The 26,649-nt window shown below is 63.7% G+C and carries 26 protein-coding genes; 18 read left to right on the forward strand and 8 right to left on the reverse strand.

Going from position 1 to position 26,649, the window contains the following annotated elements; all coding sequences use genetic code 11:
• Positions 1-178: 178 nt before the first annotated feature.
• Positions 179-841 carry a hypothetical protein gene (locus AWB68_RS11225; protein ID WP_235028280.1) on the reverse strand — a complete coding sequence of 221 codons (663 nt, stop codon included), beginning with the start codon at positions 839-841 and terminating at the stop codon, positions 179-181.
• 320 nt (positions 842-1,161) lie between these two features.
• On the opposite strand from AWB68_RS11225, the gene AWB68_RS11230 reads away from it, so the two are divergent.
• The 10 genes from AWB68_RS11230 to AWB68_RS11275 all read left to right on the forward strand — a co-directional run bounded on the left by AWB68_RS11230 (position 1,162) and on the right by AWB68_RS11275 (position 11,625).
• A complete protein-coding gene (locus AWB68_RS11230) occupies positions 1,162-1,662 on the forward strand; it encodes a MaoC family dehydratase (protein WP_087644498.1) in 501 nt (166 codons plus the stop codon).
• 139 nt (positions 1,663-1,801) lie between these two features.
• Complete coding sequence (locus AWB68_RS11235) at positions 1,802-3,148, forward strand: MFS transporter (protein ID WP_200828678.1); 1,347 nt, start codon at positions 1,802-1,804, stop codon at positions 3,146-3,148.
• Positions 3,145-4,539, forward strand: coding sequence for an MmgE/PrpD family protein (locus tag AWB68_RS11240; protein WP_087644422.1), 1,395 nt, complete (start codon positions 3,145-3,147; stop codon positions 4,537-4,539). The genes AWB68_RS11235 and AWB68_RS11240 overlap by 4 nt, the downstream gene beginning before the upstream one ends.
• Before the next feature lie 11 nt (positions 4,540-4,550).
• Positions 4,551-5,726, forward strand: coding sequence for an acyl-CoA dehydrogenase family protein (locus AWB68_RS11245; RefSeq protein ID WP_087644423.1), 1,176 nt, complete (start codon positions 4,551-4,553; stop codon positions 5,724-5,726).
• Positions 5,723-6,913 carry a CaiB/BaiF CoA transferase family protein gene (locus AWB68_RS11250; RefSeq protein WP_087644424.1) on the forward strand — a complete coding sequence of 397 codons (1,191 nt, stop codon included), beginning with the start codon at positions 5,723-5,725 and terminating at the stop codon, positions 6,911-6,913. The genes AWB68_RS11245 and AWB68_RS11250 overlap by 4 nt, the downstream gene beginning before the upstream one ends.
• 85 nt (positions 6,914-6,998) lie before the next feature.
• Positions 6,999-7,748, forward strand: a complete 750-nt coding sequence (locus AWB68_RS11255) for a GntR family transcriptional regulator (RefSeq protein WP_087644499.1) — start codon at positions 6,999-7,001, stop codon at positions 7,746-7,748.
• A 16-nt stretch (positions 7,749-7,764) separates the two neighbouring features.
• Positions 7,765-8,580 carry an HpcH/HpaI aldolase/citrate lyase family protein gene (locus tag AWB68_RS11260; protein WP_087644425.1) on the forward strand — a complete coding sequence of 272 codons (816 nt, stop codon included), beginning with the start codon at positions 7,765-7,767 and terminating at the stop codon, positions 8,578-8,580.
• Between the two features lie 50 nt (positions 8,581-8,630).
• Positions 8,631-9,863 (forward strand): MFS transporter, encoded by a 1,233-nt coding sequence (locus AWB68_RS11265; RefSeq protein WP_087644426.1) that lies wholly within the window; start codon positions 8,631-8,633, stop codon positions 9,861-9,863.
• Positions 9,864-10,049: 186 nt separating this feature from the next.
• Complete coding sequence (locus AWB68_RS11270) at positions 10,050-10,739, forward strand: CBS domain-containing protein (RefSeq protein ID WP_087644500.1); 690 nt, start codon at positions 10,050-10,052, stop codon at positions 10,737-10,739.
• A 25-nt stretch (positions 10,740-10,764) separates the two neighbouring features.
• Positions 10,765-11,625, forward strand: coding sequence for a class I SAM-dependent methyltransferase (locus AWB68_RS11275; protein ID WP_087644427.1), 861 nt, complete (start codon positions 10,765-10,767; stop codon positions 11,623-11,625).
• A 190-nt stretch (positions 11,626-11,815) separates the two neighbouring features.
• On the opposite strand, the gene AWB68_RS11280 is transcribed toward AWB68_RS11275, so the two are convergent.
• A complete protein-coding gene (locus AWB68_RS11280) occupies positions 11,816-12,613 on the reverse strand; it encodes an SDR family NAD(P)-dependent oxidoreductase (RefSeq protein WP_087644428.1) in 798 nt (265 codons plus the stop codon).
• A gap of 144 nt (positions 12,614-12,757) precedes the next feature.
• Here AWB68_RS11280 and AWB68_RS11285 point away from each other — a divergent pair, with 144 nt between their 5' ends.
• The 3 genes from AWB68_RS11285 (at position 12,758) to AWB68_RS11295 (ending at position 16,041) form a co-directional block, all read left to right on the forward strand.
• The gene (locus AWB68_RS11285) at positions 12,758-13,723 is read left to right on the forward strand and encodes a GlxA family transcriptional regulator (protein ID WP_087644429.1); all 966 of its coding nucleotides are present in this window, start codon (positions 12,758-12,760) and stop codon (positions 13,721-13,723) included.
• A 354-nt stretch (positions 13,724-14,077) separates the two neighbouring features.
• Complete coding sequence (locus AWB68_RS11290) at positions 14,078-14,383, forward strand: DUF485 domain-containing protein (protein WP_087644430.1); 306 nt, start codon at positions 14,078-14,080, stop codon at positions 14,381-14,383.
• Positions 14,380-16,041, forward strand: coding sequence for a cation acetate symporter (locus AWB68_RS11295; protein WP_087644431.1), 1,662 nt, complete (start codon positions 14,380-14,382; stop codon positions 16,039-16,041). The genes AWB68_RS11290 and AWB68_RS11295 overlap by 4 nt, the downstream gene beginning before the upstream one ends.
• Before the next feature lie 192 nt (positions 16,042-16,233).
• Here AWB68_RS11295 and AWB68_RS11300 read toward each other — a convergent pair whose 3' ends face one another.
• The 5 genes from AWB68_RS11300 to AWB68_RS11320 all read right to left on the reverse strand — a co-directional run bounded on the left by AWB68_RS11300 (position 16,234) and on the right by AWB68_RS11320 (position 20,848).
• Entirely contained in the window at positions 16,234-17,880 is a 1,647-nt protein-coding gene (locus AWB68_RS11300; protein ID WP_087644432.1) for a cation acetate symporter, read from the reverse strand.
• The gene (locus tag AWB68_RS11305; RefSeq protein ID WP_087644433.1) at positions 17,877-18,212 is read right to left on the reverse strand and encodes a DUF485 domain-containing protein; all 336 of its coding nucleotides are present in this window, start codon (positions 18,210-18,212) and stop codon (positions 17,877-17,879) included. The genes AWB68_RS11300 and AWB68_RS11305 overlap by 4 nt, the downstream gene beginning before the upstream one ends.
• Positions 18,213-18,274: 62 nt before the next feature.
• On the reverse strand, positions 18,275-19,501 hold the full coding sequence (locus AWB68_RS11310) for an FAD binding domain-containing protein (protein WP_087644434.1): 1,227 nt from the start codon (positions 19,499-19,501) through the stop codon (positions 18,275-18,277).
• A 2-nt stretch (positions 19,502-19,503) separates the two neighbouring features.
• Positions 19,504-19,971: a VOC family protein gene (locus tag AWB68_RS11315; RefSeq protein ID WP_087644435.1), complete on the reverse strand. Its 468-nt coding sequence runs from the start codon at positions 19,969-19,971 to the stop codon at positions 19,504-19,506.
• Positions 19,972-20,125: 154 nt separating this feature from the next.
• The gene (locus AWB68_RS11320; RefSeq protein ID WP_087644436.1) at positions 20,126-20,848 is read right to left on the reverse strand and encodes a TetR/AcrR family transcriptional regulator; all 723 of its coding nucleotides are present in this window, start codon (positions 20,846-20,848) and stop codon (positions 20,126-20,128) included.
• Positions 20,849-21,049: 201 nt separating this feature from the next.
• On the opposite strand from AWB68_RS11320, the gene AWB68_RS11325 reads away from it, so the two are divergent.
• Complete coding sequence (locus tag AWB68_RS11325) at positions 21,050-21,547, forward strand: winged helix-turn-helix transcriptional regulator (protein ID WP_087644437.1); 498 nt, start codon at positions 21,050-21,052, stop codon at positions 21,545-21,547.
• Positions 21,548-21,563: 16 nt separating this feature from the next.
• Here the strand turns inward: AWB68_RS11325 and AWB68_RS11330 are convergent, their stop codons facing one another.
• Positions 21,564-22,145, reverse strand: a complete 582-nt coding sequence (locus AWB68_RS11330) for a YybH family protein (RefSeq protein WP_160109997.1) — start codon at positions 22,143-22,145, stop codon at positions 21,564-21,566.
• A 268-nt stretch (positions 22,146-22,413) separates the two neighbouring features.
• Here AWB68_RS11330 and AWB68_RS11335 point away from each other — a divergent pair, with 268 nt between their 5' ends.
• The 4 genes from AWB68_RS11335 to AWB68_RS11350 all read left to right on the forward strand — a co-directional run bounded on the left by AWB68_RS11335 (position 22,414) and on the right by AWB68_RS11350 (position 26,647).
• A complete protein-coding gene (locus AWB68_RS11335) occupies positions 22,414-23,577 on the forward strand; it encodes a porin (protein ID WP_125482914.1) in 1,164 nt (387 codons plus the stop codon).
• Between the two features lie 129 nt (positions 23,578-23,706).
• Positions 23,707-24,444 (forward strand): GntR family transcriptional regulator, encoded by a 738-nt coding sequence (locus AWB68_RS11340; protein WP_087644439.1) that lies wholly within the window; start codon positions 23,707-23,709, stop codon positions 24,442-24,444.
• Positions 24,445-24,622: 178 nt separating this feature from the next.
• Complete coding sequence (locus AWB68_RS11345) at positions 24,623-25,606, forward strand: substrate-binding domain-containing protein (protein WP_087644440.1); 984 nt, start codon at positions 24,623-24,625, stop codon at positions 25,604-25,606.
• 42 nt (positions 25,607-25,648) lie between these two features.
• Positions 25,649-26,647: a tripartite tricarboxylate transporter substrate binding protein gene (locus AWB68_RS11350; protein ID WP_087644441.1), complete on the forward strand. Its 999-nt coding sequence runs from the start codon at positions 25,649-25,651 to the stop codon at positions 26,645-26,647.
• Positions 26,648-26,649 lie beyond the last annotated feature (2 nt).

Here is a 26,649-nt window from a genome sequence, read left to right on the forward strand (position 1 = left end):
GAAGCTGCTTTCTTTGCTTACTTTCTTTGCAGCAGCAAAGAAAGTGAGTCCCGCCCCGGACAGGGGCAGAGCAAATAAACCAAAAACAAAACAAGTTTCACAGAAGCGCAAAAACATCAAACGGCGTAAACAGCAAAACCCCGCCCCAAGCGCCAGCGCCCCACCCCCACCCCCCCGTTCAGGTCCGTTTGATCTCCACCCGTGCATCCCGCGCCTTCCCACTCGGGCTAGTGCTGGTCTTGAATTCACCGTCATACATCGATGAAAGCGCCCCTGTATATCCATAGACGCGGCATGATTTGTACCCGCGCTTGGTGAGCGCTTTCTCAAACGCCGTGGCGAAATTGATCTCTCCCTCGGCGCTATGGCAGTTGTAGCACTTGATCGTGCCAGCGAATTCGAGCTTGAGTCCGCTTTCAAACAAACGCGTGACGACGTCGGGTGCCTTCAGCATGAAGGCGAGTTTCTTCGTGCCGGTGTCGTTGTCCTCGTTGAGCTTTATCAGCAACTCCTTATCCACCTTCGACTGGTGGATCAGCTTGCCGTCTTCGTCTCTGGTCGCGTGATCGAAGATTCCTTCAATGCCGGCGAGGCTGTGCCCACGGATATAGAGCTGATCTTTCGGACCCAGCGACCCGAGCACAGCGTTTGGCGTGTGCGGAACATACCAGCACTCGAAGATGTCGTGGACCTCGGGGCCGTCCTTGACTGCCTTCTTCGCCATTTGCTTGGCGCTGTAGCTGTTGATCCAGCCCAGATTCTTGTCCACGTAGGCACGGCCGGGCCTCCCACCGGTCGGAGGTGGTTTGACGAAGGGCACGAAAAGTATGCGTTGCGCCATGCCGGACTCCCGCTGCTCGTCATGAATGCCGGGGCTGCCCTGCGCCGGAAAGCGCGTCGGCCTGAGCCGCCGGGACGAAGGCGTTCACGCATGCGGAAAGGCATCCAGAGCGCCACTCACAAAGGATAGGAAACCTCCACCAGAGCGGCCAGAAAGAATTGCGCGAACCACAAACGTCGCGCTGCGGACTTGGGCCGGCGCTTCCCGACGCCGCGCCTCCGCCACCGTGGTTTACCCGACCTCACTTGACACCAGCCGTCATCTCGTTTGATACTTTGTCCGTACAAACAACCAAGCGATACAGGACAGGAGGCGACATGATGCAGGCAGAGGCAATGGGCGGTCAGCGTTATCGTGCGAGCTACGGGCGATACCTGGAGGATTTCACGGTCGGCGACATCTACGAACACCGGCCGGGGCGCACGATTACGGAGTCGGACAACATCCAGTTCTCGCTCCTGACGATGAACTTCCATCCAATGCACTGCGACGCCGCGCACGCCGCCAAGAGCGAGTTCGGCAGGCTGCTGGTCAATAGCGGTCTGACTGTCGCGATCGTGCTCGGCATGTCGGTCAACGATGTCAGCGGCAAGGCAATCGCCAATCTCGGCTGGAAGGAGATCAAGCTGACCGGGCCGGTGTTCTGCGGTGACACGCTCTACGCCGAGTCGGAAGTGCTGGAAAAGCGCGAATCGAAGTCGCGCCCGACGCAAGGCATCGTCACGGTGCACACGCGCGCGTTCAAGCAGGACGGCACGCCGGTGATGGACTTCGTGCGCACGGCGCTGATCGCCAAACGCGGCTACGGCACGGGCGACTGAAAGGCCGGAAAGTCCGGCAGCACCCGAAGGATCCAGACTCGACACCATAAAAAAGAGCAGCGATCCGCACCCTCTCACAGTACTGGAGACATCTGTGAATCAAAACGTCAGCGCAGGCGCGCGGCTGGACAGACTGCCCATGTCGCGCTTTCACTGGAAGATTCTCGGCCTCATCGGCGCGGGCGCGGCCCTCGACGCGTTCGACGTGTATCTCGCAGCCGGCGTCTCGGCGGCGATGGTCAAGCAGGGCTTTTCCACGTTGAACCTGAACGCGATCTTCGTCTCGGCGGGCTTCTTCGGCATGCTGATCGGCGCGGGTTTCTCGGGCTACCTCGGCGACCGCTTCGGGCGTCGCTCGTCGTACCAGATCAACCTCGCGCTCTTCGGCGTCACGTCGATCGCGGCGGCGTTCGCGCCGTCGATCTTCTGGCTGATCGGCCTGCGCTTCGTGATGGGTATCGGCCTCGGCGCGGAGCTCGTGGTCGCGGCGGGCACGCTCTGCGAGTTCATCCCGCCCGCGCATCGCGGACGCTGGACCGCCTTGCTCGCGTTGATGATCAACTCGGGCCTGCTGATCGCGACGAGCATCGGCTATGTCGTGATTCCCGCGCTCGGCTGGCGCTGGATGTTCGGCATCGCGGGGATCGGCGCGGTGATCGTGTGGGTGCTGCGCCATTCGATGCCGGAGTCGCCGCGCTGGCTGGAATCGGTCGGGCGCCTGAAGGACGCCGAGGCGACCGTCAGCGCCATCGAGCGCGAAGTCGAGGCGCAGTGCGGGCCGCTGCCGCCGTGCTCGCGCACGCAGAACCTCGAAGTGCCGCCGCAGCCGTTTCGTGCGCTGCTGCGCCGGGGCATGATCGGCCGCACGGTCACGGCGGCGCTCACGGTGGTCGCGGTGAACGTGGCGGTGTACGGCTTCGTCGCGTGGCTGCCGACGTTCTTCGTGAAGGAAGGGCGCGACGTCGTAACCTCGCTCGGCTTCACGATGCTGATGTCCTTCGGCGCACCGGCCGGCGCCTTGCTCGGCTTCTTCTGCGCGGACCGCCTGGGACGGGCGAAGGGCCTCGTCACTTTCTGCATCGCGACGATCGTGCTCGGCTTCGTCTACCCGCAGATGGTCGCGAATGCGGCGATTGCATGCGTGGGCTTCACGCTCGTCACCTGCATCTACGTGATCGTGACGCTCGGCCTTTTCAGCTACGTGCCCGAGCTCTTCCCGACGGCGCTGCGCCTGCGCGGCACCGGCACGGCGGGCGTCTGCGGAAGGCTCGCGTCGATCATCACGTCGTATGGCGCGGTGCTGCTGTTCCAGCAGTTCGGCGTGTTCGGCGTGCTCGGCATGGTCTCCTCGGTGCTGATCCTGCTCGTGATCGCGATTCTCACACTCGGCGTCGACGCCAATCAATACTCGCTCGAAGCGGTCTCGCCCGAGAGGATGATCCACGACGAACCCTTCGCGCTGCAAAACGGAGACATAGCACGATGAATCCACACGATGACAACGCACGCATTTCGGCCCGCCTCGCGGACTTCGCGCTGAAGCTGACCCTCGACGACATTCCGTCGGCCGTGCGCGAGCGCGCGAAGCATCTGATCCTCGACGGCATCGGTCTCGCGCTGGCGACCTCGGCGTTCGACTATGCAGGCATCGCGCTCGCTGCGATGCGCGAGTTGGGCGATGGGCAATCGACGGTGTTCGGCAAATCCGGCAGGCTCGCGCTGCGCGACGCGATGCTGGCGAACGGCCTGCTCGTACACGGCCTCGACTTCGACGACACGCATTCGCGCGGCGTGATCCACTCGACGGCAAGTGCGTTGCCGTGCGCGTTCGGCCTCGCCGAGCGCGAACGGGCGAGCGGCGCGGAGATGCTGACTGCGTATATCGTGGCGATGGAAGTTTCCACGCGAGTCGGCGCCGTCGCGCAGAGCGGCTTTCACAAGGTGGGATTTCATCCGACGGGATTGGTCGGCGCATTCGGCTGTGCGCTCGCGGCGAGCAAGCTGATGCGTCTTTCACCGCGCGCCGCGATGCATGCGCAGGGCATCGTGCTCTCGATGGCCGCGGGGAGCCTGGAGTTCCTCGAAGACGGCGCGTGGACCAAACGCCTGCATCCGGGCTGGGCGGCGTCGAGCGCGACCACGGCGGCGACGCTCGCGAAGCACGGCTATATCGGTCCAGAAGCCGCTTACGAAGGCCGCTACGGACTCTATTCGCTCTATCTCGCGGAAGGCGCCAAGCCCGATCTGTCGATCGCGACGGCGGGCCTCGGCGAGACGTGGGAGATCGATCAGGTCGCGCTCAAGCCGATCCCCGCGTGCCACTTCACGCACGCCTCGTCCGATGCCGCGATTGCGCTGCATCGCGAACATGCGCTTGCCGCCGATGCCATCGAGAAGGTCGTCGTGCGCGTGCCGGGCCCGGTGGTCGATGTGGTGTGCGAGCCGGTTGCGAACAAGAAGCGTCCGGCCAACAGCTACGACGCGCAGTTCAGCATTCCGTACATCGTCGCGACCGGCCTGCTCAAGGGCCGCTTCACGCTCGACGATCTCGAACCGTCCGCGCTCGCCGACGCCGCCGTGCTCTCGCTCGCGCAGCGCGTCGAATACGAAGTCGATGCGGAATCGACCTTCCCGCGCCACTACACGGGCGAGGTGATCGTTCATACGCGCGATGGCCGCCGTTTCGCGCATCGCGAGGCGGTCAACCGCGGCTCGTCCGACCGGCCGATGACCAACCAGGGCATCGTCGACAAGTTTCATGACAACGCGCTGCGGGTCGTCTCCCGCGAGCGCGCCGACCGGGTGCGCGATGCGGTGCTCGGACTCGAGCGCGCGAGCGTCGCCGATCTCGCAGGCATTCTGCGCCAACCCGATTAAGGATCGTTCACATGGCAACCGCTGAACTGGATAGCACGCAGGACGCACAGGAAAACGAGGCGCTGATCCTCGACATGCTGGAGCGCTTCCTGAAGTCCGAAGTCAAACCCTACGTGCATGCGCTCGAAGCCGCGGACGAATACCCGCACGAGATCGTCGAGAAGATGAAGGAGATGGGACTCTTCGGCTGCCTCATCGCGCCGGAGTATGGCGGTCTCGGCCTCTCCACGTCGACCTACGCGAAGATCATCGACCGGATGTCGGCGGTGTGGATGTCGGTGAGCGGCATCATCAACTCGCACGTCATCATGGCGATGACCGTGCAGCGCAACGGCACCGAGGAGCAGAAGCGCGAGTTCCTGCCGCGCATGGCGACGGGCGAACTGCGCGGCGGCATCGGCCTGACCGAGCCGGATTGCGGCACCGACCTGCAGGCGATCCGCACCGTCGCGCGGCGCGAAGGCGACGAGTACGTGGTCAACGGCAACAAGACCTGGATCACCAACAGCCTCTACGGCAACGTGCTCGCGCTGCTCGTCAAGACCGACCCGAAGGCCGAGCCGCGCCATCGCGGCATGAGCCTCCTGCTGATCGAAAAGGGCCCGGGCTTCGAAGTGAGCCGCAAGCTGCCGAAGCTCGGCTACAAGGGCATCGATACCTGCGAACTGAGCTTCACCGACTTTCGCGTGCCGGTGTCGCGGCTGATCGGCGGCATCGAGGGACGCGGTTTCAAGCAGATCCTGAACGGGCTCGAACTCGGGCGCATCAACGTGGCGGCGCGCGGCGTCGGCATCGCGCAGGCGGCGCTCGATGAATCCGTGTCGTATTCGCAGCAGCGCAAGACCTTCGGCAAGCCGATCTGCGAGCATCAGGCGATTGCGCTCAAGCTCGGCGAAATGGCGACCCGCGTGCAGGCCGCGCGCCTGCTCACCGACGCCGCCGCGCGCGCCTTCGATCGCGGCGAGCGTTGCGACATGGAAGCGGGCATGGCGAAGTACTTCGCGACCGAAGCGGGACTGGAGAACAGCATCGAAGCCATGCGCATTCATGGCGCATACGGCTATTCGAAGGAATTCAACGTGGAGCGCCTGTATCGCGATGCGCCCTTGCTCGTCATCGGCGAGGGCACGAACGAGATGCAACGCATCATCATCGCCAAACAACTGATCGAGAGGAACCCGGTATGAGCTTGCCGCTTTCAGGCGTTCGCATCGTCGCCGTCGAGCAGTACGGCGCCGGCCCCTTCGCTACCCAGCATCTCGCCGACCTCGGCGCCGAGATCATCAAGATCGAGAACTTCCGCGAGGGCGGCGACGTGGGGCGCCTCGTCGGCCCGCATTTCTTCGGCGAGGGCGACAGCCACTTCTTCGAAGCGTTCAATCGCAACAAGTCGAGCTTTACGCTCGATCTGAAGAAGGAGGAAGCGCGCCAGGTGCTCCTCGATCTGGTCGCGACGAGCGATGCGGTCTTCAACAACCTGCGCGGGGACCTGCCCGCGAAGCTCGGCCTCACTTACGAGCAGTTGAGCGTGGCGAATCCGGCGATCGTGTGCGGGCATCTGTCGGCGTATGGGCGCACCGGCAGCCGCGCGTCGTGGCCCGGCTACGACTATCTGATGCAGGCGGAGGCCGGCTATCTGTCGATGACGGGCGAGCCCGACAGCCCGCCCGCGCGCTTCGGCCTCTCGATCATCGACCTGATGACGGGCACCACCGCCGCCATGGCGTTGCTCGCGGGCATCGTCCAGGCGCGCGCGACGGGCCAGGGCCGGGATGTCGACGTGAGCCTCTTCGACGTCGCGCTGCATAACCTTGCGTACGTGGCGACGTGGTACCTGAACGGCGACGTGGTGACCGGACGCGACCGCCGCTCGGCGCATCCGTCGCTCACGCCGAGCCAGTTGTACAAGACCAAGGACGGCTGGATCTTCCTCATGTGCAACAAGGAGAAGTTCTGGGGCGTGCTTGCCGAAGTGCTCGACAAGCCGTCATGGGTGACCGACGAACGCTTCTGCAACTTCAAGGCGCGGCTCGCGAATCGCGACGTGCTGGAGAAGGAACTCGACGCCGCGCTCTCCATCGCGACGACCGAAGAATGGTTGAAGCGCCTGGGCGGACGCGTGCCTGCCGCGCCGGTGTACGACGTCAAGCAGGCACTCGACAACCCCTTCGTCGCGGAACGCGAGGGCGTCGTCGCGGCGGAGCATCCGCAGTTCGGGAAGATTCACGGCGTGGCGGCGCCGGTGCGCGTGGACGAGCCGCTGCCCAAGCAGGCCGCGCCCGAACTCGGACGCGACACGGACCGGCTGCTCGCCGAACTCGGTTACGATGCTGGCAGAATCGCTGCGCTTCGCGATCAGGCCGTGGTGCAATGAGGCTCGCATGCTGGATGCAATGAGCCGCGCACAGGAGGTCGGCGGACGCATGCATGAGTCCACCTCTTCCCGTGCAGGCACATCGATGGTCACCGTACTCGGTCAGCAGCCGCGTTATATGCAGCTCGCGCAGACGCTCGTCAACGAAATCCAGAGCGGACGATATCCCGTCGGCTCGACCATACCGACCGAGTTCGAGCTTTGCGAGCAGTTCGGCGCGAGCCGCTCGACCGTGCGCGAGGCGGTGAAGCAACTGGTGCAGCTTGGCATGGTGGTGCGGCAGCCGGGCGTCGGCACGACGGTGAAGGCGCTCAAGAGCGAGGGCGCCTACACGCAGGTGATGCAGCAGTTGAGCGACCTGCAGCGCTATACGGCGGACACGGTCCTGGAGATTCTCTCGAAGAAGACCGAGCCGCTCGACGACCCGGCCGTCGCCGGACTGCTCGGCGCGAATGCCGGCGAGACCTGGCTGCATGTCAGGAGCCTGCGCCGCTCGCCGGGCAGCGCCGATCCGATCTGCCATACCGACGCCTACATTCATCCCGCCTTCCGCTCGCTGAAGATCGAAGAGGACGAACTGCACACGCCGCTCTTCATGATGATCGAGCGCCAGTTCGGCGAGCAGATCGCCGAAGTCCAGCAGGAGATTCGCGCGATCGCGATGCCGTCCGACATCGCGCGGCTCGTCAACGCGAAGGCGCGCTCGCCCGCGCTGTGGGTGTGCCGCCGCTATCTGAACCGGCGCGGGAATGTGGTCGAGGGCGCGATCGTCATTCATCCGGCAGACCGCTATACCTATTCTGAAACGTTCCAGCGTGGCTGGAACGCCGCTTGAATCGAAGGAGACAGGCATGACCTTGCGCAGTTATCTGTTCGTACCCGGCGACCGGCCCGAACGCTTTGCGAAGGCGCTGGCGAGCGCCGCGCATCAGGTGGTGATCGACCTCGAAGATGCCGTCGCGCCCGATGCCAAGGTGCATGCGCGCGAGCAGCTTGCCCGCTGGCTGCGCTCGGATTTGCCTGCCGCGCAGCGGCCGCGCGTGATGGTGCGCGTCAACGCGTACGGCACGCCCTGGCATGCGGACGATGTCGCGATGCTGCGTGACGCGGCGCTCTGCAGCGTCATGGTGCCGAAGTCGGAGAGCGCGGAGCAACTCGCCGATATCGCCTCGCGCGTGGCGGCGGATGTCGCGCTGGTGGCGCTGGTGGAGACCGTGGCGGGCCTCGTGCAGATGCGCGCTATCGCGAAGGCTCGGGCCGTCGCGCGGCTCGCGTTCGGCTCGTTCGACTATTGCGTGGATGCGGGCGTCGAAGGCATGGGACGCGAACTCGATGCGGTGCGCTCGGCGTTTGTCGTCGAATCGCGTTATGCGGGGTTGCCGGCGCCGCTGGACGGCGTGACGCTCGCGATCGACGACGCCGCGCGCATCGTGGAGGACGTGGCTTTCGGACGCGGCTTCGGCTTCGGCGGGAAGCTGTGCATCCATCCGAAGCAGGTCGATGCGGTAAACCGCGGGTTCGCGCCCAGCGATGAGGAACGCGCGTGGGCGCAACGCGTGCTCGAGCGGCTTGCGCAGAATCCGCAAGGTGCATTTGCCGTCGATGGGAAGCTAGTCGACAAGCCGATCATCGAGAGGGCCAGGCGCATTGCTGCTGAAGTTGGCTGACCGCACCGCTGACCCCAGGCGCCAGCGACTAATCAAAGGACCTTTGACCGATGGACGACTCGCGAACCGCGCCACTGAAAACAGGAAGCCTGCGCGTCCAGGTCGTGACGCTTTCCTGCACGCTCGCGATCCAGGCCGTTGCCACGGCCGCGACCCTCGCGTTCCCGATACTGGCGCCAGCGATTCCCGGCATAGGGCAGGCCGCGGTCGGCGTCTTCCTGGGGGTGGTCTACTTCGGCGCGATGATCGGCAGTGTCGTCGGCAGTGCGGTGGTGACCGGTCTCGGACCGGTGCGCGCGTCGCAGGCCGCGCTCATGCTGCAGGCGTTCGCGCTCGGGCTCCTGGTCATCGGCAGCGAACATCTCCGGCTGGTCGCAGCGCTCTTGTGCGGATTGGGCTACGGGCCGATCACGCCGGCAAGCTCGCAGATTCTTGCCCGCACCACGTCTCCCGAACGCATGGGCGTTGCGTTCTCGCTCAAGCAGACGGGCGTGCCGCTCGGCGGCTTGCTGACCGGCGCGACGTTGCCTTTCATGGCGACGCTGTTCTCATGGAAAGCCGGACTCGCGGCGCTCGCGTTGCTTGCCGTGGCGGTGTCCGTCGCGAGCGCGCCGCTCAGGACGCTCGACGCCGGCGCGACCGGACGCATCGGCATATCGAGGACATGGTATCGGCCGATCGTCGAGGTCCTCGAACATTCGGAACTGCGCTCGATGGCTTTCGTTTCGCTGATGTTCTCGGCGTGCCAGTTGTCCGTCAGCGGATATCTGATGGCGTTTCTTCACCGCGAGGCCGGACTCGGACTGGGTCGTGCCGGCGTGATCTACGCCATCGCTCAGGGCGCGGGAATCGCCGGGCGCCTGCTATGGGGACATCTCGCGGATCGCATCGGCTCGTCGCGCAGAGTGCTGATGGTGGTGTGCGCGCTGATGGGCGTGTGCTGCGTGGTGACCGGCTCGTTCAGCGCGCAATGGAGCATGGGTGCGCTGTGCGTCGTATCGGCGGTTTTCGGCGCGACGGCGATCGGATGGAACGGCGTGTTCCTCGGCGAACTGGCACGACTGGCTCCCAAAGGGCGGGTTGCGTCAGTCACCGGAGGAGCGTTGTTCTTTACGTATTTCGGCGTGGTGGCCGGGCCTCCGGTTTTTGGTTATCTCGCGGACTGGTCCGGCAGTCTGGGATTGGCGTATGTCGCGCTTGGCGCGGTGCCTGCCGTCGCCTTCGTGCTGCTTTGCTTGCCGAATGGTTCGGCGGAGCGGGGAGTAGCGCGGACCAAGGCTTGAATCCAGCGGCCAGGCGAAAGATGCGGCGAAGGCCGCACGTTCCGGCGGCTTCTGATGCTCCCACATCACAGGCTCGCGGGCAGTTGATGCAGGTCAATCGACGGATGACTCTCCCGGATAAACTGAAGCCAGGCCGATGTGTCGCTCGACCGTCGGCAACAGCATCCTGAAACGGAGATGATGATGATGAAAGCCCTCGATGTCATGACCTCGTCTGTCATATCGGTCACGCCCGAAACGACCGTGCGCGATGCCGCGAAACTGCTGGTCCAGCATCGGATCAGCGCAATGCCCGTCGTCGACGGCGATGGGCGGCTCATCGGCATGGTGAGCGAGGGCGACCTGCTGCACCGTACCGAGATCGGAACCGAAAAGTCGCATCGCTCGTGGTGGCTGGAACTGGTGGGCTCGGACCGCGATGCGGGCGACTACGTCAAGTCTCATGGACAGACCGTCGCGGATATCATGACTCGCGATGCCATCTGCGTGGCCGAGCTCACGCCGCTCAACGTGATCGCAAGCATTCTCGAAAGCCATCACATCAAGCGCGTGCCCGTGGTGCGGGACGGGCGGCTCGTCGGGATCGTCAGCCGCGCGAATCTCGTGCAGGCGCTGGCCGCGGGCGCGCAAGACTCCGCGCAACCTGAAGCATCCAGCGATCACGACATCCGGGCGCGGCTCATGGCGGAACTCGCGGGGCGGGACTGGGCGTTTCCGGGTCGCAATATCGTCGTGCGCGACGGTGTCGTTCACTTGTGGGGAGCGGTATGGTCGACCGATTCGTTGAATGCGATGTGCGTGGCCGCGCAAGGTATTCCGGGCGTGAAAGGTGTCGTGGACCACACGATTCCTTACCCGATCATGACGGGGCTTTGAGGACAAGAAAACAGGATCGAACCTCATGAACGACAAACGAGACATAGCGCCGGACAGCACGGCCGCGCGGGTTGCCTTGTGGCGCGCCTTGCACGTCGAGGCCGACGACCCGCCGCATGTGCTCGAAGACGAAATCGGCCTCAAGCTGCTGGACCCGGACAAGGACTGGCGCCACCGCGGGGACATGGACCCGCAGTTCACGCGTCCCTTCCGCGCGTCGATCGTGGCTCGTGCGCGCTTCATCGAGGACCTCGTCGTGGAACAGGCCGGCCGCGGGCTGAGCCAGTACGTCATCCTCGGCGCCGGCCTCGACAGCTTCGCGCAGCGAAGGCCGGAGATCGCGTCTCGGCTCAGCGTGTTCGAGATCGACCCGCCGGGTCCTCAGGCCTGGAAGCGTCAGCGGCTGATCGAACTCGGCTTCGGCGTTCCGGACTGGCTGCGCTTCGTACCGGTCGATTTCGAGGCGGGCGGAAACTGGCGGGACGAACTCGCCAGGGCCGGCTTCGATGACAGCAAGCCGGCAATCGTGGTCTCCACGGGCGTCAGCATGTATCTCACCAGGGATGCGAACGCGGCCACGCTGCGCCAGGTCGCAGCCCTTGCGCCGGGATCGACGCTCGCCATGACATTCCTGCTCCCGCTGGAACTGGCGGACCCGGAGGTCCGGCCGGGGCTGGAGATGGCGGAGCAGGGCGCGCGGGCAAGTGGCACGCCTTTCCTCAGCTTCTTCACCCCGGCCGAGATTCTGGCGTTGGCTCGCGAAGCTGGCTTTAGGGAAGCACGGCATGTCTCGGCGGCCGATCTCACCCAGCGCTACTTCGCGGGCAGGACGGACGATCTGCGCCCGCCGCGCAATGCGGAAGAACTGCTGGTAGCGAACACGTAGGTGCGCGTGCACTTTCCGACCGACCCGAGCGCACGGAGACTGTCGCCGCGCAGCAAAGGGACCATCCTTGTTCACCTCATTGAAATGCGCCAGTGCTGATGCTCCTTGAAGATAAACGCGCGAGCCGGGCGGCATCGATGGTTGCGTGCGCCGCTTGCGTATCGCGCATCTATGCGGTCCGAGCGGACTTTCAGGCAGCCGTGTAGCGGTTTGCGGGCGTGCTGGTCGACAGTTCCGGCAACATCGCCTGCCGCGCCGCCTCGAAGGCGTCCAACTTCGCGCCGTCATGCAGGGACGGAATCGTGACGAGCTCGCCGCGCTCGAAACCGATGAGCGCTGCATCGACCATGTCGCCTGCGGGCATGACGATGGCCGGGTCGAGGTGCTCGATGGGCAAGCCACCGGTCTCCCAGAAATCGGTGGCCGTGGCGCCGGGCAGCACTGCCTGCACCTTCACGCCCTTGCTGGCAAGTTCGTGATGCAGCGACCGGCTGAACGCAAGCACAAAGGCCTTGGTGCCCCCATACACGCCGTTCAGCACTTCCGGCGCGATGCTGACGATCGACGCAATGTTGATGATCGCGCCCTTGCCACGCGAGACGAAGCCCGGCACCGCGGCGTACGTGAGGCGGGTGAGCGCGGTGACGTTCAGGTCGATCATCCGCGCCATGGCGTCGACATTGCTGTCGAGCAACGGCGTATGCGTGCCGACGCCCGCGTTGTTCACGAGCAGCGTGATGCTGGCGTCTTCCCTCAGCTTCGCTTCAACGGCGGCGAGCGAAGTCCGGTCGTTGAGATCGGCATCGATGATCTCGACGGAACGTTGCGTTGCGTTCGTGATGCGTTCGGCGAGACTCGCAAGCCGGTCGCGCCTGCGTGCAACGAGAATCAGATCGTAGCCGCGTTGTGCGAGGCGTTCGGCATAGACCGCGCCAATGCCCGTGGATGCGCCCGTGATGAGTGCCGTACCTCGATGTGCCTGCGTCATGATGTGCTCCGTTGAAAAGTTGATTCGGTGATTGCGTGAGACCATTGTGGTCCGGATCGTCGACGACGCAAATGACGTATAGGGTTATGATTCAGGACATCGGCTTTGAAACGGATTTCGTCTGACGAACAGCGGAGGGGCGACATGCACCGGATCGGATATTTGTTGAGCGATGGCTTCCAGGTGATGGCGCTCGCTTCTCAGTCGGTTTTCGAGTACGCGAACGTCGTCGCGGGCGAACCCTTCTACAAGATCGAGAACTTTTCGGCGGCGGGCGGTGAAGTGCGCTCCTCGCTCGGCATGTCGATAGGCACGCGGCCGCTCAGTGCGCGCGCCGCCATCGACACGTGGATCGCGGCGGGCGTCAATGAGCCGCTCACCTCGCTGCCGCCCGCCGAAGTGCTCGCGTTCCTGCGCAAGGCGGCGAAGCGCGCGCGACGCATCGCAGGCATCTGCACGGGTGGCTTTGTCCTGGCGGAAGCCGGGCTGCTCGCGAACCGGCGCGCAACCACACATTGGGCCTTTGCCCGCGACCTGATGAGCCGCTTTCCGGACATCCGCGTCGAGGAAGACCGCATCTACATTGTCGACGGGCCCATCTGGACATCGGCGGGCATGACCGCGGGGCTCGACCTCGCGCTCGGGATGGTCGAGAAGGATCTCGGCGCCGACGTGGCGCGTTCGGTCGCGCACAAGCTTGTCATGCATCAGCGGCGCTCGGGCGGGCAGTCGCAGCATTCGGAGATGCTCGATCTCGCGCCGAAGTCCGACCGCATTCAGGACGCGCTGAACTATGCGCGCAAGCACCTGAACCGGCCGCTGACCGTCGAGGAACTCGCGGGTACGGCGCATCTGAGCCCGCGACAGTTCAGCCGGGTGTTCACGCTGGAGACGGGACATTCACCCGCGAAGGCGATCGAAGGCTTGAGGCTGGAAGCCGCGCGCCTGTTGATCGAGAAGAGCCGGCACTCGCTGGAAGTAGTCGCGAAAGAGACGGGGTTTCGCGATCGCCGGCACATGCGCGAAGCGTTCATGCGCGGGTTTGGCGTACCGCCGCAAGAGGTGCGGCGCGAGGCGCGCGCGGGTGACCGGATCGGTGTCGGCGCCTGAACGTCGCTGCGGCCGATGCAGTGTTGCGAACGGTCATTCGGTTCGACGGGACGACAAGCAGTCAGTCGAAACAGCGCCGGTCCACGTCTATCAAGTGCATAGAGAAATTCAATCCCCGCGTAAACCCCGCCAAAAGAAATCGCTTGCCGTAAGAACCCGGTAAGCCATTGACCTTAACGTACTCACAGCGCACTAGAAAAAAAAGAGCACGCCGAAAAACGCGAGCGCCAGAGTATCGAACCACGTCCCCGCACGGGGAAAAGCAAAACTCATAGGGATCGCTGATCGTTCCTCCGCTGCCGGAACGATGGCCTTCTTTCACGCAGGGAAAAGATACCCATGGAGGAGACGGAAATGGATCTCAAACTCGTAGAGAAAATCCAGTCGAGCGCGGCATACCGCGAACTGGTGCAAAAGCGCTCGAAGCTCGGCTGGACGCTCACCGCCCTCGTGCTGGTCGTCTACTACGGCTACGTGCTGCTGATTGCGTTCAACAAGGACCTGCTTGCCGCGAAGATGGGCGCGGGCGTGATGACCTGGGGCATGCCGATCGGACTTTTCGTGATCGTGTTCACCGTGGTGATCACCGGCCTCTACGTGCGCCACGCCAATAGCACCTACGACGAACTCACCGACCAGATCAAGCGGGAGGCCGCATGAACGCTCGACAATTCCTCGCCGCAAGTGCGCTGTCCGCTGCCTCGGCCAGCGTCTTCGCCGCCGGCGCCGATCTCGGCCAGGCGGTCAAGCAGCCGACCAACTGGATCGCGATCAGCATGTTCGTCGTGTTCGTGATCTCGACCCTCTTCATCACCAAATGGGCCGCCAGGAAGACGCGCTCGGCCGCCGAGTTCTACACGGCGGGCGGCGGCATCACCGGCTTCCAGAACGGCCTCGCAATCGCCGGCGACTTCATGTCGGCCGCGTCGTTTCTCGGCATCTCGGCTGCGGTCTACGCGAACGGCTATGACGGCCTCATCTATTCGATCGGCTTTCTGGTGGGCTGGCCGATCATCACGTTCCTCATGGCCGAACGCCTGCGCAATCTTGGCCGCTTCACGTTCGCCGATGTGGCCGCTTACCGCTTCAAGCAAACCCCGATACGCGCGTTCGCCGCGTCGGGAACGCTCGTCGTGGTGGCGTTCTACCTGATCGCGCAGATGGTCGGCGCGGGACAGCTCATCAAGCTGCTGTTCGGGCTCGAATACTGGATCGCGGTGGTAATCGTCGGCGCGCTGATGATGGTGTACGTGCTCTTCGGCGGCATGACCGCGACCACCTGGGTGCAGATCATCAAGGCGTGCCTGCTTCTCGCGGGTGCTTCGTTCATGGCGTTCATGGTGCTCTGGCAATTTCATTTCAGCCCCGAGGCGCTCTTCGCGAAGGCCGTCGAAGTGCACGAGAAGAAAGCGTCGATCATGGGGCCGGGCAACTTCATCAAGGACCCGATCTCGGCGATTTCGTTCGGCATCGCGCTGATGTTCGGCACGGCGGGCCTGCCGCACATCCTGATGCGCTTCTTCACCGTTCCCAATGCGAAGGAAGCGCGCAAGTCGGTGTTCTGGGCGACCACCTGGATCGGCTACTTCTACATTCTCACGTTCATCATCGGCTTTGGCGCGATCGTGCTGGTGAGCACCAATCCTGTCTTCAAGGATGCGGGCGGCAAGCTGCTCGGCGGCGCGAACATGGCAGCCGTGCATCTGGCGAGCGCGGTCGGCGGGAACGTGTTCCTCGGCTTTATTTCAGCCGTCGCGTTCGCGACCATTCTTGCTGTCGTCGCGGGGCTTACGCTGGCCGGCGCATCGGCGGTGTCGCACGATCTGTACGCAACCGTGTTCAAGAAGGGCAAGGCATCGAGCGCGAATGAGCTGCGCGTTTCGCGCATGACCACGGTCGTGCTGGGCATCGTCGCGGTCGTGCTCGGCATCGTGTTCGAGAAGCAGAACATCGCGTTCATGGTGTCGCTTGCGTTCGCGGTGGCGGCCTCCGCCAACTTCCCGGTGCTCTTCATGTCCGTGCTGTGGCGTGGCTGCACGACGCGCGGTGCGGCCGTTGGCGGCTTCCTCGGGTTGTTCTCGGCAGTGCTGCTGACGATCCTCTCCAAGGCGGTGTGGGTCGATGTGTTCCACTACGCGAACGCGCCGTTTCCTTACGCATCGCCCGCGCTCTTCTCGATGGCGATTGGCTTCGCTGGCATCTGGCTCTTTTCGGTGACGGACAAGTCGGCTCGTGCACGCATCGACAAGGCTGGGTTCGAGGCGCAGACCGTGCGATCGGAGACTGGCATTGGCGCGGTCGAGGGTGCGAGCCACTAAGCAGGTCTTGCGCACTCCGAGGGGCGAGATCGGTTGTTACTCGTTCCCAAGGAGTGCATGCCGGGCCGCGATGATTACCGAAGCGGTAGCATCCGGCCCAAACCTCGTCTAGAGGTGCTTGCGAGTCGAAGCTTGGCTGGCACGCATTCAGTATCCGGGGGCGTCCGTGGCATTCATCGCGCGCCAACGACACTACGGCTGCCTGACGATGCCAAGTTCACAATCGACGACCTGGTTCCCGTACAGCGCGCGTTCGCGCGCGGCACGCTTCGAGGTATCGGTGATCGAGAAGACGAACACGCCCGCGAATGCGACGACCATCGAGAACAACGCCGGGTATTCGTACGGATAGATCGCGTGCGTGTGTCCGAGCACCTGCACCCAGACGGTCGGGCTGAGGATCGTGAGCACAACCGCCGTGACGAGGCCGAGCGAGCCGCCGAGCACCGCACCGCGCGTCGTCAGGCCGCGCCAGTAGATCGAAAGCAGCAGCACCGGGAAGTTCGAGCTCGCGGCGATCGAGAAGGTGAGGCTCACGATGAACGCGATGTTCTGCTTCTCAAAGGCGATGCCGAGCAGGATCGCCAGCACGCCAAGTACGAGCGTGGTCATGCGCGACACGCGCAGTTCCTCGCGATCCGTGGCGCGGCCGCGGCGAATCACATTCGCATAGAGATCGTGCGAGACGGCCGACGAGCCGGCGAGCGTGAGTCCCGCGACGACCGCGAGAATCGTCGAGAACGCGACGGCGCAGATGAAGCCGAGGAACACGTTGCCGCCCACTGCGTGCGCCAGATGCACCGCCACCATGTTCACCCCGCCGATCACCGCCCCGGACGCGGTGTGGTAGCCCGGATCGGTCGCGACCAGCGCGATGGTGCCAAAACCAATGATGATGATGAGCGCATAGCCGATGCCGACGATGCCCGTCGCGTAGAGGATGCTCTTTCTCGCGGCCTTCGCATTGCTGACGGTGAAGAAGCGCATCAGGATGTGCGGCAGTCCCGCCGTGCCGAAGATCAGCGCAAGCCCGAGCGATACCGCCGAGACCGGGTCCGACACGAGACCGCCTGGGCTCATGATCGCGGCATGTTTCGGATGCGCGAGGATCGCCTGCGAAAAGAGTGCGTTCACACTGAAGCCGAAGTGGGCGAGCACCATGAACGCCATGAATGCGGCGCCCGCAAGCAGGAGCACGGCCTTGATGATCTGGATCCAGGTCGTCGCGAGCATGCCGCCGAAGAACACGTAGATCACCATCAGCACGCCGACCATGACGACCGCAATCGTGTAGTCGAAGCCGAACAGCAATTCGACGAGCTTGCCCGCGCCGACCATCTGCGAGACGAGGTAGAGCAGGACGATCACGATCGAACTCGACGCGGCGAATGCGCGCACCGGTCGTTGCCCGAGGCGATACGAGACGACGTCCGCGAGCGTGTAGCGGCCGAGGTTGCGCAGCGGCTCGGCGATCAGGAACAGGATCACCGGCCAGCTTGCGAGGAAGCCGATCGAGTAGATCAGGCCGTCGTAGCCGCTCGTGAACACAAGCGCGGAAATGCCGAGCAGCGACGCCGCCGACATGTAGTCACCCGCAATCGCCCAGCCGTTTTGCAACGCGGTGATCTTTCCGCCTGCGGCGTAATGATCGGACACGCTGTGATTCTTGCGGGCCGCCCAGCGCGTGATGAAGAGCGTCGATGAGACGAACAGCAGGAACATGCCGATGGCGATCGGGTTGTGCCCGTGCGCCGCGGTCGTGGCGGTGGCGGCTGTTGCCGGCAGTGCGGCAAGGGCGCCGCAAGCGGACAGCAGGGAGAGATGGGTGACGCGCTTCATGGCCGTGCTCCGTTGCGGATTTCATTCACTGCGCGGTCGTGGACGGTATTGGCGCGCACGACATAGATGGCAACCAGCACGAACGTGAACACGAACATGCCGAAGCCGACGGGAATGCCCCACGTCGTCGGATAGCCCGCGACGATCGGTGTGCCGAGCAGGGCCGGTGCGAATGCCAGTGTCAGGATGAACGCGAAGTAGACGGCGAGCATCAGGATCGTCAGCGCCCACGAGAACGTGCGCCGCGCACGGACGAGCGCACGAAAGCGCGGGTCGTCCAGTAGCGGGTGGGTCGCGGGCGGGGGATCGGCGGCGATGTAGCGCGCGCTCATCGCGAAGGTTGGGGCACCATGTTCCACGTTGTCTCCTTGGTCGGATGGGTTCAGACGCGGGCTCAAAAGCGCGCGGGCACGGCGGTCTCGCGCATGACGGCATCCGGCGTGCGATAGCGCTCCGCCATTTCGCGGTCGGTGTCGGTCTTGAGTTGCGCCTGCATGTATGCGCCGAGATGGCGCGCGTGCTGGACGATCGCGGCGCCGAATTGCGTGCGCACCTCGCTGTAATGCGCGAGCGCACCCTGAACCTGCGCGTGATGCGTGAGCGCGTCGACGAGCGCCATCGCATCGCCAGCGGCCTTCGTCACGCCCATGCCGCAATGCGGGCGCGCGACGAACGCGGCATCGCCGAGCAGCGCGATCCGGCCGAACGCCATCCTCGGCACTTCGAGGTCATAGATTGGCTGGAACAGCGGCTGCTTCGCTTTGGTGACCACTTCGCCGAACTGAGGCGCAAGCAGCGTGAGCGCGGCTTCTTCCATATCGGCGAGGACGTCTGGGCGAATCAGCGTCGGCGGAATGCCGCCGGCCCAGTGCTTGCCGGAAGCGTCGGTCAACAGGTCCGGCAACTGCACGTCTTCGCTCGTCGCGCGATACCAGACGAAGTTGTAGCGGCGCTCGCCCGGCATCGTGCTGTTGCCCTGTCCCGCGACCGGATAGCCGAGGATCTGTTCGCGCGGCGGCAGGCAGAACGCGAACTTGTCGAAGAGCGCGTCGCGTGTGCCGGAAGAAAGCGACATCTCGTCGACGAGCCCGCGCCATGCCACATAGCCGGCATACCGAAGCTTCACGTCGGGCAACAGGCGCTCGCGAATCGACGACTTGAATCCATCCGCCGCCACGACGAGGTCCGCATGCAGGACGCGGCCGTCGCCGAGCGCCACCGTGGCCTGCGCGGGGCCGTCCTCCACCGAAACCACCGTGCCGCCCGCATGGTAGAGCGCGTCAGGCAAGGCCGCGCGCAGCACGTGATACATCTTGCTCCATGCGGTCAGCGTCTGCGGCAGGTCGCGCGCGGACAGCACCGCGCCGTCCTGCGCGAGGGTCACGCGCGACTGCACTTTCACGCCGATGGTGTCGTCGAATGCGATGCCGGCGGCTGCGAGCGCGTCGAACAGTTCCGGGTGCGTGACGATGCCCGCGCCGCGACCGGCGAGTTCATCGGGAACGCGCTCGTGAACTTCGACATCCCAGCCATTGCGCACCAGCAGGTTCGCCGCGAAGAGGCCGCCCAGCGATCCGCCGACGATGATCGCCTTCTTTGCGTTTCGGGAAGGTTGATTCATGGTCAGGCTCCTGTGGTTGCGGGACGTTGCGCATCAAGACGGCTGATTTCGTCGGCCGGGAAGTTGAGTTCGATGGTGACGCCGGAAGGGTCTTCGATGAACACCTGATGCAAGCCGAGACTCGGCACCGTGCGATCCCGGTAAGCGACGCCCTCCGCCTGCAGCGTCTTCCACATCGCTTCGACGCCGGTGGCGAGAAATGCAATGTGATCGACGACACCCGTCCCGGCCACGGGCAGCTGCTTCTCGCCGAGGTAGGCGGCGAGGCCGGCGGGGTCGTCCGGATCGACGGCGATGATGTGCACGGTGCCGAAGTCGGCTTCGTCGCCGCCCTTGTACAGCCATGCGCCGGGAAAATCGAACGGCGGGCGATAGCCTCGCTTGAGGCCGAGAATTCGTTCGTAGAAGCGGCACGATCTTTCGAGATCGGTCGTGCGAATCGAGTAGTGAGCAAGCTTTGAAACGGGCATGTGCGCCTCCTGCTATTTATCGATCGATTAGTGATCGATGGATAAATAATAGTCGAAAGCGCTGCCGGAAAAAAGCAGTGCTTCGACGGTGTTTACCCTGGCAACGAGAGGAGAGAGAACGGGAAGCGCCGCGCGGGTGCGGCGGCGAACCGGATCAGGCCCTGGACTTCGCCTTGACCCTGGCGGATGCCTTCGACGCGCGCGCGAGCGCCGCCGGCACGCCATGGAGGAACGCGTCGACCTGACGCGCGATGTGCTCGTCGATATCGTCGGTGACGGGCAGGCCGTAGATCCATTTGCGCACGCCGAGATAGAAGATGCTTGCGTGCAGGCTCCAGATCAGTTCGAGGTCGATCTCGCGCTGCTTCGTGCCGGAAGGCGCGGGCAGATCGTAAGCCGCGCGGATCTCGGCCATGACGGGCAGGAACACGCGTTCACGCAGCCGCGACAGATACTTCGAGTTGATGCCTTCGCGCGTGAGCCCCGCGAAGATGAAGATGCGAATCCACTCGCGCCTGAGGATCACGGTCGAATAGGCGGAGTAGAAGCGGACCATGCGCTCCTGGATCGGCACCGACCGGTCCTTGATGAGATGCTCCCAGCTCGAATCCCATTGATAGACCTCGTCGTAGACGCGGTCTATCAATGCTTCCTTGCTTGGAAAATAGCGGTAGAGAAGCGGCTGGGTGACGCCCAACTGGCGCGCGAGTTCGCGCGTGCTGCCGGAAAAGCCGTGCGTTGCAAAATGCTCGACCGCCTTGAGGACGATCTGCCGTTCGCGCACTTCGGGCGCCAGGCGCCGCGTCACGCTGGTCTCGTTTCCGGGCGCCGGGTTGTTTTGTGGCGCCACGTCCGCCATCCGCGTCTTTTTCGGCATGGGTATTTGCTATCCCGTTCATGATCGGACGCATCATACAAAGATTAGTGCGGCCGCGCCAGCCAGCAACCCAAGCCAGACGCCGGGAATGACGTGCGTCGAGTCTGGTGCGGAGTCGCATGTCGATGTACATTGAAGATATGAAAAGCATAGTGATACGACAGTACTTGTCTTCGCACTGCTACAACGGAGGGTTGATACATGTCTGCATGGTCGGAAGTCGACGACACGGAATGCCCGATCGCTCGCTCACAGAGCCTCGTGGGCGAACGCTGGACGATATTGGTTATACGAGAACTGTTCATGGGGGTGAGCCGATTCGATGGCATTCAGGCTCAAACGGGCGCAACGCCGCAAATGCTCGCCGCGCGGCTCAAGAAGCTGGAGGAAGCGGGCCTCATCGAGCGTCGGCCTTACAGCACGCGGCCGCTCCGCTACGAATACGCGCTGACGGAGATGGGGCGGGATTTCTATCCTGTGATGCTCGCGCTGCGCGCATGGGGCGAGAAGTGGTGCAAGCCGCGAGGGAAAAAAATCGCCGTCCGATACATCCACATTCCATGCGGGAAGGATCCCGGTCTCGGGACGGTTTGCCGGTCGTGCGGCGTCGAGTTGAAGCGTTCCGATCTTGCTGCGAAGCTGGCACCTGCGTACGCGTCGGAACGGGAGAAAAGGGCGGAGCAGGCGAAAAGCTCGTGAAGCATCAGGCGACCGCTTACTGAAGTACCGTGTTCGGCGTCGTGCCGAACGACATGAACCGCGCAATGGACCACTTGCCGTCGGGTTGCCGTTTGAATATGTCGATCCCTGCTTCGTGTGACACGCTCTGCTCGGTGCCCTTCCGGGCTGTAAGCGTCCAGAACAGTCGGACTACGCCAATATCGCCCGAAACGATGATTTCGCGGATGTCCGGGCTGTCGTAGTGCAGGCTCAAATCAGGCTTCGCCAGCAGGGCGGCGAGCCTCGCGCAGAGCGCGTCCCGGTTGCCGTCGAGCACTTCAGGGACCGTCGAAACCAGATCGGGCGCGAACACATCGCAGACCCCTTTGGCATCGCGAGCGTTGAACGCGTCCGCCCAACGCCGCAGTCGTTCCGTGATGGCGGCCCTGTCCGAACCTGCGTCGGAGTGGGCCGGGGTCGCTGCAGTCGCCACGAAAACGCCCGCCAGCATCGCAGCAATCGTCAGCAGCCGTCTGGTCATGGAAATTCTCCTGATCACGGGTTCACTCACCATTCTACGGAAGTGGCTGTTGAACAAACTCGATCGCAGTGCCGCGATGCGCTTGATGGAATCCATCCGTCTGTAGTCTCCGTGTAGGAAAACCCTAATACTGCGAAATGTTGACATTTAGCATAAAACGATCGACACTCCGTCTCAAGCACTCTGGGTTGAGATCGAAAACGGCCAGACGGTGAAGCAGGGGCAGTTGCAGTGGAGGTAGGCGCGCCGACACCGGCGGCGCATGGAAGTCGAAATGAAGCGTTTGCGGTGCCAGGAGTCAGGTCACGCCGAAACGAGGACGGATCGGTGCCTATCCATCAGACATAAAAATTAGGAGACTTAAGTGAACGTCTGCAACACGCGAAAACTGCTTTGTGCCGCCGCCATCGGCGGCCTGGCTGGCACCGCTCACGCTCAGAGCAGCGTCACGTTGTACGGCCTGATCGACGGCGGTATCAGCTACGTCAATCACGCCGAGAACGCGAGCGGCGGCAGCTCCAGCCTGGTGAAGTTCGACGACGGCATCAACGGCGGCAATCGCTGGGGTTTGAAGGGCGCCGAAGACCTTGGCGGCGGCTACAAAGCGATCTTCACCTTGGAAAACGGCTTCGGACTCGGCGATGGCACGCTCAGCCAGGGCGGCGCGCTCTTCGGGAGACAGGCGTTCGTGGGCATATCCAAGAGCGGCGTCGGCGCGTTCACGATGGGACGGCAGTATCCCTTCGCGCATGATTACCTGAACCGCTACTCGACCGGTGGCCTCACCGCCGGCGACGCCTACATGTATCACATCAACACGCTCGACCTGTTGACGTCCGTGCGGATCAACAACTCGGTGAAGTTCGACAGCGTACGCATGTACGGCTTCAAGTTCGGCGCGATGTACGGGTTCTCGAACGCGGCTGGTCAGTTTGGCGGCTCGAACGGCGTCGACGGCGACGGAGGTTCATCGCGCACCTACAGCTTCGGCGTCGATTACCGCAACGGGCCTTTCAGCATGGGCTTCGCGTACACGGACATCACGTACCCGCTTCAGGAGGTGCCGCCGCTCAAGCTGACGCTGGCGAACCTTGAGCCGCTAGGCGAACGGGATCTGCGCAGCTACGGCGTCGGCGCGAAATACCAGTTCGGTCCCGCGCTCGGGTACGCCTTGTGGACCAACACGCGTCTCGAGAACCTCGATCACAGCGCGGCGACGTTGAACATCTACGAAGGCGGCGTCGTCTACCAAGTCAACCCGGCGATTGCCGCGGCACTCGGCTATACGCACACGCAGGTCACGGGTTCCGCCACCGGCACATGGAATCAGGTCAACAGCAGCGTCGAATATTCGCTGAGCAAGCGCACGAGCGTGTATGTGCTGGCGATTTACCAGAAAGCATCCGGCTCGAACGACGGCGTTCCCGTACAGGCGCAGATCGGCAAGACGACGAGCTATTTCGGCAACTCGGGCAGTGACGCGCAGAACCAGCTCGCGTTCCGGATCGGCATGCGGCATCGATTCTGAAGACCGAAATGGCGCGGATGTCAGGGTTGAGGCGGGGCTGAAAGTCTTGTGGGATGGGCAGTTCAACGGGAGGCGGTGGTGGAAAGTAAAGTGTTGACATTTTGCAGGTTGACTCCTAGACTGAGTCTCATGGAAAACGATCACAACCCAACTACCGTCTCACTGGCCGACTTCCGGGCGCATACGCTGACCGGCGTCGTTCAGCACGAGATCGAGCGAATGATCCTCAGCGGCGAGCTGAAGCCCGGGCAGCGCCTCAACGAGAAGGCGGTCGCCGACAAGCTGTCGGTCAGCCGCGGTCCCGTGCGGGAAGCGTGCCGGGCGCTCGCCGAACTCGGGCTCGTCTATCTGATCCCGCAGCGAGGCGTATTTATCCAGCGCGTGACGCGCGACGACGCAATCGAAGTCTACGATCTGCGTGCCGGCCTCACGGCACTGGCTGCGTCGTTGCTCGCGCCGATGCTCACGAAGGACATGGCGACCCAGCTCGACCAATACGTCGATGAAATGCAGGATGCCGCCGAGAAGGGCGACTTCTCCCGCTTCGATCCGCTTAACCTTGAGTTTCACGATTACATCGTGCGCTCGACGGGCAATTCGAGGCTCATCAAGCTGTATCGCGGCTTCGTGAAGGAGTTTCATCTCTTCCGCGTGCATGGGCTGGTTCAACGCGGTGCGTTGCTGCAGTCGAATGAGGAGCATCGGGAGATCGTCAATGCGCTCAAGGTGCAGGACGCGAACCTGAGCTATGAGACGAGCTTCAGTCACGTGTCGAAGGGCAAGGAGCGCATGCTCATGGCGCTCGACGGAATGACGAAGTCGGGTGCCGAAACGGACCGGCAGAAAGTCAGCGACAAGATCGCCTGACGAAAAAGTCCGGCATGAACAAGCCATGATTCGCGGACACTAGCTCGCGATTCTGCAGGTACCCGATTCGTAATCGGGCGCAGCGTCATTGCTTTGCACTACGAATCACATTGAATGGCCCGAAGTCTCGAAGAACACTGTGTTCAGTCTTCCCCCTCAGCCTACGGCAACTACCTCCATGCTTGAACTCTCGCTGGCTTGTCAGAATACCGATCGAACCCGTGCGCTCATCGACGGAAAAGTCGCGATCGACGGATGCAGGATCAACTTCGTCAACGGCCCCGCCGAAGAGCTTTTTCAGCGTGCGTTTCGCCACGGCGAATTCGATATCTCGGAGTTGTCGCTCGGTACGCATCTGCTGACGACGGCGCGTGGCGAGAGCCGCTATATCGGCGTGCCGGTGTTCCTGTCGCGGTCATTCCGGCATTCCGCCATCTATGTGCGCACCGATCGCGGAATCGATTCTCCGCAGGCCCTCAAGGGGCGCCGCATCGGCGTGCCCGATTTCCAGCAGACAGCGGGAATATGGGTGCGCGGCATGCTCGCCGACGAATACGGCGTCGGCAGCCGCGACGTCCGCTGGGTGATCGGGGGCCTCGAGCAGGCGGGGCGTGAGGCGCGCGTGCCGTACAGCCTCCCGGCCGAGATCCAGGTCGAGGCGATCGCCGCGAACCAGACGCTTGCAAGACTGCTCGATGCAGGCGAGATCGATGCGGTGATCGCACCGAAGCCGCCATCGTGTTTCGGTCGCAACGAAAGCGTGCAGCGTCTTTTCCCCGCCTTTCGGACCGATGAAGAGGCGTGGTTCAGAAAGACCGGCTTGTTTCCCCCGATGCACATGCTCGGTATCCGTCGTTCGCTCGTCGAGCAGCATCCGTGGCTGCCGGTCAACGTGTACGCCGCGCTCAGGAAGTCCCGCGACCTGGCACTCGGCGAGCTTGCGGTGACCGACACGTTGCGCGTGATGCATCCGTGGATCACGTCGGAATACGAGCGCGTGACCTCGCTGATGGGCAAGGATTACTGGCGCTACGGCGTCAAGGAGAACCGCCTGGATCTGGACACGTTGCAGCGCTATGCAAGAAGTGACGGTCTGATCCGCGAAGAGGTGCCGATCGACTCGCTCTTCGCCGCCAGCACGTTCGACGCATTCAATTTCTAAATGAAGACGCTCACCGAGCGGAAAAATACTGGAGACGATGTAATGAGAAGGAGACTTGGAAAAGTGGCTGTCCTGTCGGCGATGTGCACCGCGCTGATCTCGGCCCACATCACGCTCACTCATGCGGCCGATGCCTGGCAGCCCCGCAGGCCGATCGAGATCGTCGTGCCGAGCGCGCCGGGCGGCGGGCTCGACCTCGTGGCGCGCACGCTTCAAAGCGTCATCCAGCAGGAGAATCTGTCCACCAAGCCGGTGACCGTGAGAAACCGTCCGGGTGGCGCCGGGACCGTCAGCATCGCGTATATCAACTCGCATGAAGGCGATGGCCATTACGTCTCCGTGCAGGCGCTTCCACTGATCACCAACCGGATCACCGGCTTGAGCACGGTGGGCATCGATGACGTGACGCCGCTCGCGGTCTTCGTGACCGAGCAGGTGGTGTTCTCGGTGCCCGGCAATTCGTCGATCAAGACGGGCAACGATTTGATCCGCATGATGAAGAAGGACCCGTCGACGGTCACGATGGGCGTATCGAGCTCGCCGGGCGGGCAGAGCCACGATGCCGCCGCGCTTGTCATCAAGAGCGCGGGCCAGGACCCCAAGAAGATGAAGGTCGTGTTCTTCGACTCCGGCGGCGAGGCATTGACCGCGCTGATGGGCGGACACGTGACCGCGGCCGCAACGCCCGCGGGTGTCGTCCTCGGGCCGAGCCAGGCGGGGCGTGTTCGCCTGATCGCGATTCCCGGCGGCAAGCGCGAAGGCGGCGAGCTTGCGAATGTGCCGACGTGGAAGGAGCAAGGCGTCGATGTCGACTTCACGACCTGGCGCGTGCTCGTCGGGCCGAGGAACATGACCCCTGCCGAAATCGCATGGTGGGACAACGTCCTGCAAAAAGCGACCGCGTCGCCGCAGTGGGCAGCGGCCGTCAAACGCAACCTGTGGACCGCCGACTATCAGAACAGCACGCAGACACGTGCCTTCCTTCAAGGCGAGCGCAGCCGCCTTACCCCGCTGCTTGGCGAGCTCGGTCTTGCCAAGTAGAG

It is taken from the genome of Caballeronia choica, from assembly GCF_001544535.1.
GTDB classification, from domain to species: Bacteria; Pseudomonadota; Gammaproteobacteria; order Burkholderiales; family Burkholderiaceae; genus Caballeronia; species Caballeronia choica.